At 71.7% G+C, this 12954-nt stretch carries 12 protein-coding genes and 1 tRNA gene; 10 read left to right on the forward strand and 3 right to left on the reverse strand.

The window, feature by feature from the left end; translation table 11 throughout:
* Positions 1-90: 90 nt before the first annotated feature.
* A complete protein-coding gene (locus ACZ6K0_RS32715; RefSeq protein ID WP_469233256.1) occupies positions 91-2850 on the forward strand; it encodes a penicillin acylase family protein in 2760 nt (919 codons plus the stop codon).
* On the opposite strand, the gene ACZ6K0_RS32720 is transcribed toward ACZ6K0_RS32715, so the two are convergent.
* On the reverse strand, positions 2840-3454 hold the full coding sequence (locus ACZ6K0_RS32720; protein ID WP_469233258.1) for a 5-formyltetrahydrofolate cyclo-ligase: 615 nt from the start codon (positions 3452-3454) through the stop codon (positions 2840-2842). The genes ACZ6K0_RS32715 and ACZ6K0_RS32720 overlap by 11 nt on opposite strands.
* Before the next feature lie 104 nt (positions 3455-3558).
* Between ACZ6K0_RS32720 and galU the strand changes: the two genes are divergently transcribed.
* The 8 genes from galU (at position 3559) to ACZ6K0_RS32760 (ending at position 10748) form a co-directional block, all read left to right on the forward strand.
* The gene (galU, locus tag ACZ6K0_RS32725) at positions 3559-4470 is read left to right on the forward strand and encodes a UTP--glucose-1-phosphate uridylyltransferase GalU (RefSeq protein WP_376402798.1); all 912 of its coding nucleotides are present in this window, start codon (positions 3559-3561) and stop codon (positions 4468-4470) included.
* Positions 4471-4594: 124 nt separating this feature from the next.
* Positions 4595-5863: a molybdotransferase-like divisome protein Glp gene (gene glp / locus ACZ6K0_RS32730; protein WP_376403308.1), complete on the forward strand. Its 1269-nt coding sequence runs from the start codon at positions 4595-4597 to the stop codon at positions 5861-5863.
* A gap of 138 nt (positions 5864-6001) precedes the next feature.
* Positions 6002-7657 (forward strand): nuclease/transposase family protein, encoded by a 1656-nt coding sequence (locus ACZ6K0_RS32735; RefSeq protein WP_469577495.1) that lies wholly within the window; start codon positions 6002-6004, stop codon positions 7655-7657.
* A gap of 47 nt (positions 7658-7704) precedes the next feature.
* Positions 7705-8190 carry a cyclic pyranopterin monophosphate synthase MoaC gene (gene moaC, locus ACZ6K0_RS32740; protein WP_024754798.1) on the forward strand — a complete coding sequence of 162 codons (486 nt, stop codon included), beginning with the start codon at positions 7705-7707 and terminating at the stop codon, positions 8188-8190.
* Positions 8187-8780, forward strand: coding sequence for a MogA/MoaB family molybdenum cofactor biosynthesis protein (locus ACZ6K0_RS32745; protein ID WP_469233261.1), 594 nt, complete (start codon positions 8187-8189; stop codon positions 8778-8780). The genes moaC and ACZ6K0_RS32745 overlap by 4 nt, the downstream gene beginning before the upstream one ends.
* A complete protein-coding gene (locus tag ACZ6K0_RS32750) occupies positions 8777-9388 on the forward strand; it encodes a GNAT family N-acetyltransferase (protein WP_376402789.1) in 612 nt (203 codons plus the stop codon). The genes ACZ6K0_RS32745 and ACZ6K0_RS32750 overlap by 4 nt, the downstream gene beginning before the upstream one ends.
* A 136-nt stretch (positions 9389-9524) precedes the next feature.
* Complete coding sequence (sepX, locus tag ACZ6K0_RS32755) at positions 9525-10580, forward strand: divisome protein SepX/GlpR (RefSeq protein ID WP_469233265.1); 1056 nt, start codon at positions 9525-9527, stop codon at positions 10578-10580.
* A gap of 94 nt (positions 10581-10674) precedes the next feature.
* A tRNA-Ala gene (locus tag ACZ6K0_RS32760) sits at positions 10675-10748 on the forward strand.
* Between the two features lie 79 nt (positions 10749-10827).
* On the opposite strand, the gene ACZ6K0_RS32765 is transcribed toward ACZ6K0_RS32760, so the two are convergent.
* The gene (locus ACZ6K0_RS32765; protein WP_376402783.1) at positions 10828-11307 is read right to left on the reverse strand and encodes a GNAT family N-acetyltransferase; all 480 of its coding nucleotides are present in this window, start codon (positions 11305-11307) and stop codon (positions 10828-10830) included.
* Between the two features lie 50 nt (positions 11308-11357).
* Here ACZ6K0_RS32765 and ACZ6K0_RS32770 point away from each other — a divergent pair, with 50 nt between their 5' ends.
* Entirely contained in the window at positions 11358-12167 is an 810-nt protein-coding gene (locus ACZ6K0_RS32770) for an exodeoxyribonuclease III (RefSeq protein ID WP_469233268.1), read from the forward strand.
* 6 nt (positions 12168-12173) lie between these two features.
* Here ACZ6K0_RS32770 and ACZ6K0_RS32775 read toward each other — a convergent pair whose 3' ends face one another.
* Positions 12174-12797, reverse strand: coding sequence for a MerR family transcriptional regulator (locus tag ACZ6K0_RS32775; protein WP_376403305.1), 624 nt, complete (start codon positions 12795-12797; stop codon positions 12174-12176).
* Positions 12798-12954: the final 157 nt, after the last annotated feature.

Raw genomic sequence — 12954 nt, forward strand, 5'->3', positions numbered from 1 at the left:
CTCTTCCTGACACCGAGTCCGGGCCCTCCGGGGGCTGCGCCTAAGGTTGCTCCCGTACTCCAGGACCACCCTGCCCCTCGAAGGACAGCGATGCCCTCCAACACGACCGCGCCCCCCGCCAAGAAGAAAGGGCGGCGCGCCCGCCTGCTCCTCCTCGTCCTGGTCCTTGCGCTGGTCGCGGGCATCGGGTTCGGCGGGTACTGGGGTGTCAGCACCGTCCGGGCCTCGTTCCCGCAGACCACGGGCGAGATCCGGCTCGACAGCCTCTCCGCCGACGTCGAGGTGAAGCGGGACGCGAACGGCGTCCCGCAGATCTACGCGGACAACGAGACGGACCTCTTCCGCGCCCAGGGCTACGTCCAGGCGCAGGACCGCTTCTACGAGATGGACGTCCGCCGGCACGTGACCGCGGGCCGCCTCTCCGAGATGTTCGGCGAGAGCCAGGTCGAGACCGACTCCTTCCTGCGCACGCTCGGCTGGCGCCGGGTCGCGCAGCAGGAGTACGACACGGTCCTGTCGGCCGAGACGAAGAAGTACCTCAAGGCCTACGCGGAGGGCGTCAACGCCTACCTGAAGGACCGGGCCCCGGCGGACGTCTCCGTCGAGTACGCGGCGCTGTCCTTCACCAACGACTACGCGATCGAGCCGTGGACGCCGGTCGACTCGGTGGCCTGGCTCAAGGCGATGGCCTGGGACCTGCGCGGCAACATGCAGGACGAGATCGACCGCTCGCTGATGACGAGCCGGCTGAGCGCGAGTCAGATCAAGGAGCTGTACCCGGAGTACCCGTACGCGCTCCACCAGCCGATCCTCGACCGGGGCGCGGTCGACGGGTCGACCGGCGCCTTCGACCCGAAGGCCAAGCCCGGCGAGGGCGGCGACGGCGACGGGTCGACGACGGGCGACACCCCGGGCACCAACCCCACCGGTTCCGGTTCCTCCGCGGACAGCGGCGTGGACGCCCAGCTCAGCGGGCTCTCCGAGGTCCTCGACGGCATCCCGGCCCTCCTCGGCCCCAACGGCAACGGCATCGGCTCGAACTCCTGGGTCGTGTCCGGCGACAAGACGACCTCGGGCAAGCCGCTCCTGGCCAACGACCCGCACCTCGCGCCGCAGCTGCCGTCGCTCTGGTACCAGATGGGTCTGCACTGCCGCTCGGTCTCGGCCACCTGCCGCTACGACGTCGCCGGCTACACCTTCTCCGGCATGCCCGGCGTGATCATCGGCCACAACGACAAGATCGCCTGGGGGCTCACCAACCTCGGCGCCGACGTCACCGACCTCTACCTGGAGAGGATCGGCCCCGACGGCTACCTCGTCGACGGCAAGGTCAAGCCGTTCACGGTCCGCGACGAGGTCATCAAGGTGGCCGGCGGGGACGACCGGAAGATCACGGTCCGCTCCACCGACCGCGGCCCGCTCGTCTCCGACCGTTCCTCCGAGCTGGAGAAGGTCGGCCAGAAGGCCCCCGTCGGCAACGCCGCCCCCGACCGCGGCACCGGCTACGGCGTCTCCCTCCAGTGGACCGCGCTCCAGCCCGGCAAGTCGATGGACGCGATCTTCGCGCTCGACCGCGCCAAGGACTTCACCACCTTCCGGGCGGCGGCCAGGAACTTCGAGGTCCCGTCCCAGAACCTGGTCTACGCCGACACCGCGGGCAACATCGGCTACCAGTCGCCGGGCAAGATCCCGCAGCGCGGCAAGGGCGACGGCACCCTCCCGGCGCCGGGCTGGGACTCCACGTACAAGTGGAAGGGGTACATCCCCTTCGAGAAGCTGCCGTACGAGTACAACCCGGACCGCGGCTACATCGTCACCGCCAACCAGGCCGTGATCGACCAGAAGACCTACCCGGACCTGCTCACCAAGGACTGGGGCTACGGCTCGCGCAGCCAGCGGATCAACGACCTCATCGAGTCGAAGATCAAGGACGGCGGCAAGATCTCGCCGGACGACATGCGGACCATGCAGACGGACAACCGCAGCGAGATCGCGACCCTGCTCAACCCGCTCCTGCTGAAGGTCGACATCTCGGACCCGTACGTCCGCGAGGCGCAGAAGCTCCTGGAGGGCTGGGACTACACCCAGGAGCCCGACTCGGCCGCCGCCGCCTACTTCAACGCGGTCTGGCGCAACGTCCTCAAGCTCTCCTTCGGCGACAAGCTGCCCAAGGAGCTGCGGGCCGAGGGCGACTGCATCACCGTCCGCCCGGCCGACGCCACCGGCCCGGTCGACGAGCAGAACAAGCTCGTACGGGAATGCGGCCAGCGCGACCCCGACTCGGCGCAGCCGGACGGCGGCGACCGCTGGTACGAGGTGGTCCGCCCGCTCCTCAAGCAGGAGAAGAGCGAGTGGTGGACGACCCCGGGCAACCGCACGGACTCGGCCACCGAGACCCGTGACCAGCTGCTCGCGCGGGCCATGAAGGACGCGCGCTGGGAGCTGACCGCCAAGCTCGGCAAGGACGTCTCCACCTGGAGCTGGGGCCGGCTGCACCAGCTGACCCTGAAGAACCAGACGCTCGGCACCGCAGGACCGGGAGTCGTGCAGCAGCTCCTCAACCGCGGCCCGTGGAACCTGGGCGGCGGCGAGGCGGCGGTCGACGCGACCGGCTGGAACGCGGCCGGCGGTTACGAGGTCATCTGGGTGCCGTCGATGCGGATGGTGGTCAACGTCGGCGACTGGGACAAGTCCCGGTGGATCAACCTGACCGGGGCCTCCGGCCACGCCTTCCACGACCACTACACCGACCAGACGGACAGGTGGGCGAAGGGCGAGCTGTACGACTGGGCCTACGGCAAGGCGGCGGTCGACGCGGCGACGAAGGACACGCTGGTCCTCAAGCCGTAGGGGCCGTACGGAATCGGGTGACCCCCTCCGGGGTCACCACCGCGTGCACGGGGTGGTCGTGCGGTTCCTCCGGGACCCGGGCGACCACCTCGTCCGCGTACAGGAGCACGACGAGCGCCGGGTCGGCGCCCGCCCGCGCGAGCCGGGCGAGGACCCGGTCGTACGAGCCGCCGCCCCGCCCGAGCCGCATTCCTCGCCCGTCGACGGCGAGGCCCGGCAGCAGGACGGCGTCGGCGGTGCAGACGGCCTCGGGACCGAGGCGGGGCCCGACCGGTTCGAGCAGTCCGCGGCCGGCCTTCGCGAGCCGCTCCGGACCTTCGTACGAGGCCCAGTCCAGGTCGTTGTCGGGGAGCAGTACGGGGAGCAAAACCCGCACCCCGCGCGCGTGCAGCGCGTCGAGCAGCGCGCGCGTGCCCGGCTCGCGGCCCACGGAGACGTAGGCGGCGACGGTGGACGCCTCGGCCAGTTCGGCCAGTTCCACTCCCCGGCGGGCGAGGGATTCGGCCGCGGCGGTGAGGGATTCGACACTCAGCGCGGATCGGGCGGCCAGAAGTCGACTGCGCAGCAGGGTCTTTTCGGACAACTCGGGTGCCTCGGGCGTCATGACGGCCTCCTCTGAATTCACGAAAGTCTCGTAACTGTCTTTATGTGGATGAAGTTAATCGAACCCACATCTTTCTCTTATTCCGAACGACTAAGGTGCACCTCATGAATCAGTCGCTCCCCAGGCTCGGCCGGATCAGCAAGGCTGTCATCCCGGCCGCGGGCCTCGGCACCCGCTTCCTCCCGGCGACCAAGGCGACGCCGAAGGAGATGCTGCCGGTCGTCGACAAGCCGGCCATCCAGTACGTCGTCGAGGAGGCCGTCGCGGCCGGCCTCTCGGACGTTCTGATGATCACCGGCCGCAACAAGCGTCCCCTGGAAGACCACTTCGACCGGAACTACGAGCTGGAGGAAGCTCTGATCCGGAAGGGCGACGCCGAGCGCCTCTCCAAGGTCCAGGAGTCCAGCGACCTCGCCACCATGCACTACGTGCGCCAGGGCGCCCCGCGCGGCCTCGGCCACGCGGTGCTGTGCGCGGCCCCGCACGTCGGCGACCAGCCCTTCGCGGTGCTCCTCGGCGACGACCTGATCGACCCCCGCGACCCGCTCCTCGCGCGGATGGTGGAGGTCCAGGAGCGCGAGGGCGGCAGTGTGATCGCACTGATGGAGGTCGAGCCCTCGCAGATCCATCTGTACGGTTGCGCGGCCGTCGAGGCGACGGCGGACACGGACGTCGTGAAGGTGACGGACCTGGTCGAGAAGCCGGAGCCGTCGGAGGCGCCCAGCAACTACGCGATCATCGGCCGCTATGTGCTGGATCCGGCCGTCTTCGGGATGCTGCGGGAGACCGAGCCGGGCCGCGGCGGGGAGATCCAGCTGACCGACGCCCTGCAGAAACTCGCCACCGACGAGAAGATCGGCGGGCCGGTGCACGGTGTCGTGTTCAAGGGGCGCCGCTATGACACCGGTGACCGCGGGGACTATCTGCGTGCCATTGTCAGACTCGCGTGCGAACGTGAAGATCTGGGACCGGACTTCCGGGCCTGGCTCCGGAGATACGTCAGCGAGGAGATGTAGGACCTTGAGCAGCAGCGCGGGACCGTCGCCGTCCCACGACGACCACGAGCAGGGCCACGAGCACGAGCACGGCCATGAGCACGAGCACGGGCCTGCGGACCCCTGCGCGGGCCCCGCCCGCGGGCTGTGGTCGGTGGACGAGCACCTGGCCGACATCCTCGCGACGGTCGGCCCGCTCGAACCCATCGAGCTGCAACTCCTCGACGCGCAGGGCTGTGTCCTCGTCGAGGACGTGACGGTGCCGGTCGCGCTGCCGCCCTTCGACAACAGCTCCATGGACGGGTACGCGGTGCGGGTCGCCGATGTCGCCGGTGCCGCCGAGGAGTTCCCCGCGGTCCTCACGGTCATCGGCGACGTCGCGGCCGGTGACGGCGGGCTGCCGACCGTCGGCCCCGGGCAGGCCGCCCGGATCATGACGGGCGCCCCGCTGCCGCCCGGCGCCGAGGCCGTCGTCCCCGTCGAGTGGACCGACGGCGGTACGGGCGGGGGCGCGGCCACCGGCATGCGCGCCGCGAGCACCGCCCCGGAGGGCGCGGGCGGCGAGGTGCGGGTCCACCGGTCCGCCGAGGCCGGCGCCCACGTCCGCAGGGCGGGCAGCGACGTCCGGGCCGGGGAGCTCGCCCTCGCGGCGGGCACGGTCCTGGGGCCGCCGCAGATCGGTCTCCTCGCCGCGATCGGCCGGGGCACCGTGAAGGTCCGCCCCCGGCCCCGCGTGGTCGTCATCTCCACCGGCAGCGAGCTGGTCCAGCCCGGCGAGCCGCTGGGCGAGGGCCAGATCCACGACTCCAACAGCTTCGCGCTGGCCGCGGCCGCGCGGGACGCCGGAGCCCTCGCCTACCGGGTGGGCGCGGTCACCGACGACGCCGAGACGCTGCGGGCGACGATCGAGGACCAGCTCATCCGGGCGGACCTGATCGTGACGACGGGCGGGGTGAGCGTCGGCGCGTACGACGTGGTGAAGGAGGCGCTGACCGCCGACGGCCAGGTCGACTTCCGGAAGCTGGCCATGCAGCCGGGCAAGCCGCAGGGCTTCGGCGCGGTCGGCGCCGAGCAGATCCCGCTGCTCGCGCTGCCGGGCAACCCGGTCTCGTCGTACGTCTCCTTCGAGTTGTTCGTCCGGCCCGCGATCCGGGCCCTGATGGGCGTAGAGGACCTGCACAGACCCCGGGTCCGGGCGGTCCTCGCCGCCGACAAGGCCCTCTCGTCGCCGGCCGGCCGCCGGCAGTTCCTGCGCGGCACGTACGACCCGGAGGCGGGCACCGTCACTCCGGTGGGCGGTGCCGGCTCCCACCTCGTCGCGGCCCTCGCGCACGCGGACTGCCTGCTCGTGGTCCCGGAGGAGGCGGACGGCGTGGAGCCGGGCAGCGAGCTGGAAGTGGTCCTCCTCGGCTGAGGGGGCGAGGGTGCCATGGAGGCGGTGACGGGCGGGGTGGTTGCGTGTTCGGGGTGGGAACGGGTGACCTTCTCCGGTGTGGTTCGTTGACCAGTGCGATCTGTCGGGGGTATCGGGCCGTGGGTGGGGGTGGCTGCGGTGGCGCGTGGGGTGCGGTCGGTTTCGGGTCTGCGTGTGCTTGCTGCGCCGTTCGTGGTGTCCGGTCCCACCGGTGTCGCGGTGCGGGACCGGTTGAAGGGCCTCGCCGAGGGTGAGACGGACGTTCTGCGGTTGGTGGGCGCGCATCTGGGTGTGCTGGCCTCGCGGGACCTGAGGGTGCGCTGCGCGGATGGTCTGGAGCATTCCACCCGGTCTTGGGCGGCTCGGAAGCGGTCCCTGACGCCCGTGTCGTCGTCGCGGTGGGCGGGTGCGGTGACGAAGGCGTCTCATGATCAGTGGGCGTTGGCCCGGCGTTGTCAGGCCGCGCATGTGCAGGGGCTTGAGGCGGGGATCCGGGTGCTGCGGCACCGGCTGTCGTTGCCGGTCGGTGAGCGTGGTTCGAAGCGGGTGCCGGGTGGTTATCGGTCGCGGCGGGAGTGGCATGCGAAGTCCCGGCGGCTGGCCGCCTTGGAAGCCCGGCACGCTGCCGCTGTCGCGGACTGGCGGGCGGGACGCGTGCGGGTGGTCCGGGGCGGCAAGCGCCTGCTGAACACCCGCCACCACCTCCCCGACGCCCGACTCGTCGAGGCCGAGTGGCGGGAGCGGTGGGAGGCGGAGCGCTGGTTCCTGGCGGCGGACGGGGAGTCGGGGAAGCGGTACGGCAACGAGACCGTCCGCGTCACCCCCGACGGCGAGGTCAGCATCAAGCTCCCCGTGCCGCTTGCCGGGCTGGCGAACGCCCCGCACGGCCGCTACGTCCTCTCCGCGCGGGTGCGGTTCGCGCACCGGGGCAGCGAATGGGCCGACCGCGTCGAGACGAACCGCGCTGTCGCCTATCGCATCCACTACGACGCGGCGCGCGGGCGCTGGTACCTCACCGCCTCGTGGCAGATTCCACCCGCGCCCACGCCGGTCCCCCTGAAGGCGGCGCTCGCGCACGGCGTGATTGGGGTCGACACCAACGCCGACCACCTCGCCGCCTGGCGCCTCGACACCCACGGCAACCCGATCGGAAACCCGCGCCGCTTCTTCTACGAGCTGTCGGGCACCGCCGAGCACCGCGACGCGCAGGTCCGCCACGCCCTCACCCGCCTGCTGAACTGGGCGAGAACCTGCGGCGTGAAGGCCATCGCGGTGGAGGACCTGGACTTCCAGGGAGAGAAGACCCGGGAGAAGCACGGTGGCAGGCGCCGATTCCGACAGGTGATCTCCGGCATGCCCACCGCGAAACTCCGCACCCGTCTCACCTCCATGGCAGACCGGAGCGGCATCAGCATCATCGCCGTCGACCCCGCCTACACCAGCAAGTGGGGCGCTCAGCACTGGCAGAAGTCGTTCACCGGCACCACCCGTAAGACCACTCGTCACGACGCTGCCGCCGTGGCGATCGGACGACGCGCCCAAGGACACCCGATCCGGCGACGGACGGCACCGCCCCCACACGACCGGAGCGATCGTGTGGGGCATCGGACCGTCCAGGCCCGACCGGATGCTCTTGGGCGTGAGGAACCCCGCCCCCGCATCCCCGGACCACGCACACGATGCGTGCCGCCCGGACGCGGAGCGAAAGCGGGCGACCAGCGTGCCCAACACCGCTCGGGACACGCGACTGATCAGGGGTTCTGGCAAAAGGCCTCACTCCCGCTCAGTCTGTAGGAACGGTACGGTGTCGTCCCCATACAGCGACCGGGAGTGTCACGGCCATGAGCACGCAGCAAGGTCTCACCCACATCGACGAGGCGGGTGCGGCCCGCATGGTCGACGTCTCCGCGAAGGACGTCACGGCCCGCACGGCGCGGGCCAGCGGACGGGTCCTCGTCTCGCCGCGCGTGATCGAGCTGCTGCGCGGCGAGGGCGTCCCGAAGGGCGACGCGCTGGCGACCGCCCGCATCGCCGGGATCATGGGCGCCAAGAAGACCCCGGACCTCATCCCGCTCTGCCATCCGCTGGCCGTCTCGGGCGTCACCCTGGACCTGGCGGTCACGGACGAGGCGGTCGAGATCCTGGCGACGGTGAAGACCACGGACCGCACGGGCGTCGAGATGGAGGCCCTGACGGCGGTCTCGGTGGCGGCCCTGACGGTCGTCGACATGGTGAAGGCGGTCGACAAGGGCGCGGTCATCTCCGACGTACGGGTGGAGGAGAAGACGGGCGGCAAGTCGGGTCACTGGACGCGGAGCGGGTCGTGACGCGCGGGGGCCGGGTGGCCGGGGCCCACGAGCACGGGGCCGAGGCGCCGACGGCCGAGTCGTTCCCTGCCGCGCTCGGCGACGAGGCCGGCGGCGCGTCGACCGCCCCGTACTCCGCGCTGGTCGTCACCGCCTCCAACCGGGCGTCGGCCGGGGTGTACGAGGACAAGGGCGGTCCGCTGATCGCCGAGGGCCTGACCCGGATGGGCTTCGCCGTGGAGGGCCCGCAGGTCGTCCCGGACGGGGCGCCGGTCGAGGCCGCGCTGCGGGCCGGGGTCGCGGCGGGGTACGACGCGATCGTCACCACGGGCGGTACGGGCATCTCGCCCACCGACGAGACGCCCGAGGTCACCCGCCGGGTCCTGGACCGCGAGATCCCCGGCATCCCGGAGGCCATCCGCGCGTACGGCCGCGAGAAGGTGCCGACGGCGGCGCTGTCGCGCGGGCTCGCGGGAGTCGCGGGCGGGACGCTGATCGTGAACCTGCCGGGGTCGCCGGGCGGCGTACGGGACGGGCTCGCGGTCCTGGAGCCGATCCTCCGGCACGCCGTCGACCAGATCCGCGGCGGCGACCACCCGAGAACGTCATGATCCCGTCCTGGCCCGTGGTCCTGGTGGACGGGGACGTCGTCCTCCGCCCGATAAAGATGAGCGACCAGCGGGTCTGGCGCGAGGTGAACCGGCGCAACCGCGAGTGGCTGCGGCCCTGGGAGGCGACGGTGCCGCCCCCGGCGCCGGGCGGCCCGGTCGCGCAGCGGCCGACGTACCGTCAAATGGTCCGCCATCTGCGGTCGGAGGCGAAGGCGGGCCGGATGCTGCCGTTCGTCATCGAGTACCAGGGGCGTCTCGTCGGGCAGTTGACCGTGGCGGGGATCACCTGGGGCTCGATGTGCTCGGGGCACGTGGGCTACTGGGTGGACGGCGAGGTGGCCGGGCGCGGGGTGATGCCGACGGCGGTCGCGCTCGCCGTCGACCACTGCTTCCGCGCGGTCGGGCTGCACCGGATGGAGGTGTGCATCCGCCCGGAGAACGGCCCTTCGCGCCGCGTCGTGGAGAAACTCGGCTTCCGCGAGGAGGGGATGCGCCCCCGCTATCTCCACATCGACGGCGCGTGGCGGGACCATCTGGTCTTCGCGCTGACGGTGGAGGAGGTGCCGGAGGGATTGTTGCGACGCTGGCGCCAAGCCCGAATGGCATAAATGTTCGAATTTTATCGGCAGTTGGCACCGAACGATCCGAACAATCACAAAAAAGTTCAGTGATATCAGCCAGATCGTGCGACACACCGGGCCAATTGGCCGATGCCCGTAACGGAACCCCTCTACCGTGTGAGGCGTGAGCAGCAGCGGCCTCATCTACGCAGTCATCGTCGGGGCCTGGGCCGCCTACTTGGTGCCGATGTGGCTCCGCAGGCAGGACGAGCTGAACGAAGCCCGTCCGACGGAACGCTTCAGCACCGCCATCCGGCTGCTGTCCGGACGGGCGGGAATGGAGCGCCGGTACGCCAAGGAGCTCAAGGAGCGGGACCGTACGGCGGAGGGACCGACGCCCGACGTGGACCCGGACGCGGAGACCGAGCATCTGAGCTCGGTCGACGTCCGGGCCTTTTCCGCGCCCGCGGCCAGGACCGAGGCGCGCCTCGAACTCCCGGCCCCCGTGCCGGAACCCGCGCCGGAACCCGCCCCCGCACCCGCCCCGCAGCGCCCCTCCACGAGCGGCGCTGCGGCCGAGCGGGCCCGCCGGGGCAAGGCCCTCGCCCGGCGCCGGCGCGTCACGACGCTCCTCTTCGCCGGGTTCACCCTCGGCGCGGTCGTCGCGGCCGTCGGCGGCGTTCCCTTCCTGTGGGCGCCCGCGGTCCCGGCGCTGCTCCTCAGCGCGTACATCGTGCATCTGCGGGTCCAGGAGCGGCGGCGCTTCGTGTACGTGATGGACCGGCGCCGCGCGGAAGCGGCGGCGGCCCGGCTGCGCGAGAGCCGGCGGCCCACCCCGACGCCCGAGCTCGAGGCCGAACAGGCCCCGGTCTCGACTCCGCCGGTGTCGCCGCAGGAGGCTGGCCGGCGCGCCCTGGTCGAGCAGACGGACCACGCGGAGTGGGTGGACCAGCAGCGCGAGCGCGGTCCGGCCCGCGGCGACAGCTGGGAGCCGGTGCCGGTCCCGCTCCCCACGTACGTGACGGCGCCGGTCGCCCCGCGCGCGTCGAGCGGCGTCGACATCACGGACCCGGAGACGTGGAGCGCGGCCCGCTCCTCCACGGCGGCGGACCCGACCCCCGCCCCGTCCCCGGCCCCCCGCCGCCGCCCGGCCCCGCCCCGCCGCGGCCGGGACAGCGGCCGCACGCCCCTCTTCGACCAGTACGCGGAGGACGACCGCCCCCGGGCGGCCAACGAATGACCCCCACCGGGGGCCCGCGACGGCCCCCGGTGACCTGCGGCGGAACGGATTTTTGCGTGAGCCGGTCGGGATGCTAATGTTTCACACGTCGCAAGGGCCTGTGGCGCAGTCTGGTAGCGCACCTCGTTCGCATCGAGGGGGTCTGGGGTTCAAATCCCCACAGGTCCACAGACACGGAAATCCCGTCCGATCGAAAGATCGGGCGGGATTTCTGCTTTCCTGTGCCCTACGGCGCGTCAGGTCGGTGTCAGGTCAGCGGCTTCGCGAAGCAGCGGCTGTTGGGGTAGTCGCGGTAGTGGCCGAACTTGGCGCAGGGCTCGTAGCCGCTGGACGTGTAGAGGCCTATCGCCTCCGGCTGGGCGCTGCCCGTTTCGAGGACCATGCGGGTGCGGCCGGCCGTGCGGGCGTCGGATTCCAGGGCGGCGAGGATGCGGCGGGCCAGGCCCAGGCCGCGGGCCTCGGGGATCACGTACATGCGCTTCAGTTCGGCGTCGCCGTCCGCGTAGCCCTCGTCGTTCCGGTTCTGGGTGCGCCAGCCGCCGGTGGCCACCGGGTGGTCCTCGGGGTCGTATGCGAGGAGGTAGAGGCCCTGCGGGGGAACGAACATCGTGGCGTCCAGCGGTGTGACGTCGCCCTCGTCGCCATAGCGGGCGACGTATTCGAGTTGCACCGCGTCGTTGAGTTTGACGGCGTCGGGGTGGTCATAGGGCGTGGGCTGGATGTTCATGCGAAGGATCGTACATGTATGCGATGCGGTGGTGTCGGTATTCTCCCGGGATGCTCACTGTCACGTCCGTGAATGTCAATGGTCTCCGTGCCGCCGCCAAGAAGGGCTTCGTCGAGTGGCTGGCCGGCACCTCCGCCGATGTCGTGTGCCTCCAGGAGGTGCGCGCCGAGGAGGCCCAGCTGCCCGCCGAGGTGCGGGCGCCCGAGGGCTGGTTCACCGCGCACGCGCCCGCCGCCGCCAAGGGCCGCGCCGGCGTCTCCCTCTACACGCGCCGCGAGCCCGACGCGGTGCGCGTCGGCTTCGGGTCGAGCGAGTTCGACGACAGCGGGCGGTACGTCGAGGCCGACCTGCCCGGTGTGACCGTCGCCAGTCTCTACCTGCCCTCCGGCGAGGTCGGCACCGAGCGCCAGGACGAGAAGATGCGGTTCCTGGGCGAGTTCCTGCCGTACCTGAAGGAGCTCAGGGGCCGGGCCGCCGCCGACGGGCGCGAGGTCGTGGTCTGCGGCGACTGGAACATCGCCCACCGCGAGGCCGACCTCAAGAACTGGAAGGCCAACAAGAAGAGCGCCGGCTTCCTGCCCGAGGAGCGGGAGTGGCTGGGTCGCGTCTTCGAGGAGGGCGACGGGGGGTACGTGGACGTCGTGCGGGCCCTGCACCCCGAGGAGGAGGGGCCCTACTCCTGGTGGTCCTACCGCGGCCGCGCCTTCGACAACGACAGCGGCTGGCGCATCGACTACCAGGTCGCCACCCCCGGCCTCGCCGGCAAGGCCGTCAAGGCCTACGTCGAGCGGGCCGCCACCCATGCCGAGCGGTGGAGCGACCACGCCCCCGTGACCGCCGTGTACGAGCTGTCCTCGTAGGCGGAATCAGGTGCTGTCGGGGCGCAGGCGTCGGTCCAGGGCCATCGACAGCTCCGCCTCGACGACGCTCTTCGCGAGCGGGCGCAGCCGCCCCAGGTCGTCCTCGGCCGCGTGGGCGCGCAGCAGGTCGGTGAAGAGCTCCGCGAGGGCGTCGGCGTGTTCGCGGACGCGGGCGCCCGCCTTGAGGACCTCGGCGAGCGGGACGCCCTCGCGGACGAGCGCGGCGGAGACGTCGAGCAGGCGGCGGCTGATGTGGATGATCTCCTCGCCGTCGGTGACGAGGTAGCCGAGGTCGAGGGCGGCCGCGAGGTTCTCGGGGGTGACCTCGCCGGCGAAGTGGTCGGCGAGCTCCTCGGGGGTGAGGCGGACGGGCTCCTCCTCGGTGGGGGAGCCGAGGGCCAGGACCTCGCGGACGTTCCGGCCGCTCTCGAAGGCGGTCGTGAGGTCGGCGATGCCGTTGAGGGTGTGGCCGCGCTCCAGGAGGGCGGCGATGGTGCGCAGCCGGGCCAGGTGGTGCTCGTCGTACCAGGCGATGCGGCCCTCGCGGCGCGGCGGCGGGATCAGTCCGCGCTCGCGGTAGAAGCGCAGGGTGCGCACGGTGATGCCGGCGGCGGTCGCCAGCTCCTCCATGCGGTACTCGCGTACGCCGTCGGGCACGGTCTCGTGTGCGCCCGTGCCGGGTCCCGGTTCTTCTGCTGATCCTTCTGCCACGCACGCCAGCCTATGTTGTACCGCCGGTAACTTTCCCTCGCCGTACCCCTACCGCTCGGTATGGAGCTGCTCTACA

It is taken from the genome of Streptomyces sp. NPDC042346 (assembly GCF_055581845.1).

What these genes read in the sequence shown, in the direction of transcription:
- ACZ6K0_RS32715 (WP_469233256.1), top strand. Translation starts at nt 91, where the DNA reads ATGCCCTCCAACACGACCGCGCCCCCCGCCAAGAAGAAAGGGCGGCGC.
- ACZ6K0_RS32720 (WP_469233258.1), bottom strand. Translation starts at nt 3,454, where the DNA reads ATGACGCCCGAGGCACCCGAGTTGTCCGAAAAGACCCTGCTGCGCAGT.
- galU (WP_376402798.1), top strand. Translation starts at nt 3,559, where the DNA reads ATGAATCAGTCGCTCCCCAGGCTCGGCCGGATCAGCAAGGCTGTCATC.
- moaC (WP_024754798.1), top strand. Translation starts at nt 7,705, where the DNA reads ATGAGCACGCAGCAAGGTCTCACCCACATCGACGAGGCGGGTGCGGCC.
- ACZ6K0_RS32750 (WP_376402789.1), top strand. Translation starts at nt 8,777, where the DNA reads ATGATCCCGTCCTGGCCCGTGGTCCTGGTGGACGGGGACGTCGTCCTC.
- ACZ6K0_RS32765 (WP_376402783.1), bottom strand. Translation starts at nt 11,307, where the DNA reads ATGAACATCCAGCCCACGCCCTATGACCACCCCGACGCCGTCAAACTC.
- ACZ6K0_RS32770 (WP_469233268.1), top strand. Translation starts at nt 11,358, where the DNA reads ATGCTCACTGTCACGTCCGTGAATGTCAATGGTCTCCGTGCCGCCGCC.
- ACZ6K0_RS32775 (WP_376403305.1), bottom strand. Translation starts at nt 12,797, where the DNA reads ATGGAGGAGCTGGCGACCGCCGCCGGCATCACCGTGCGCACCCTGCGC.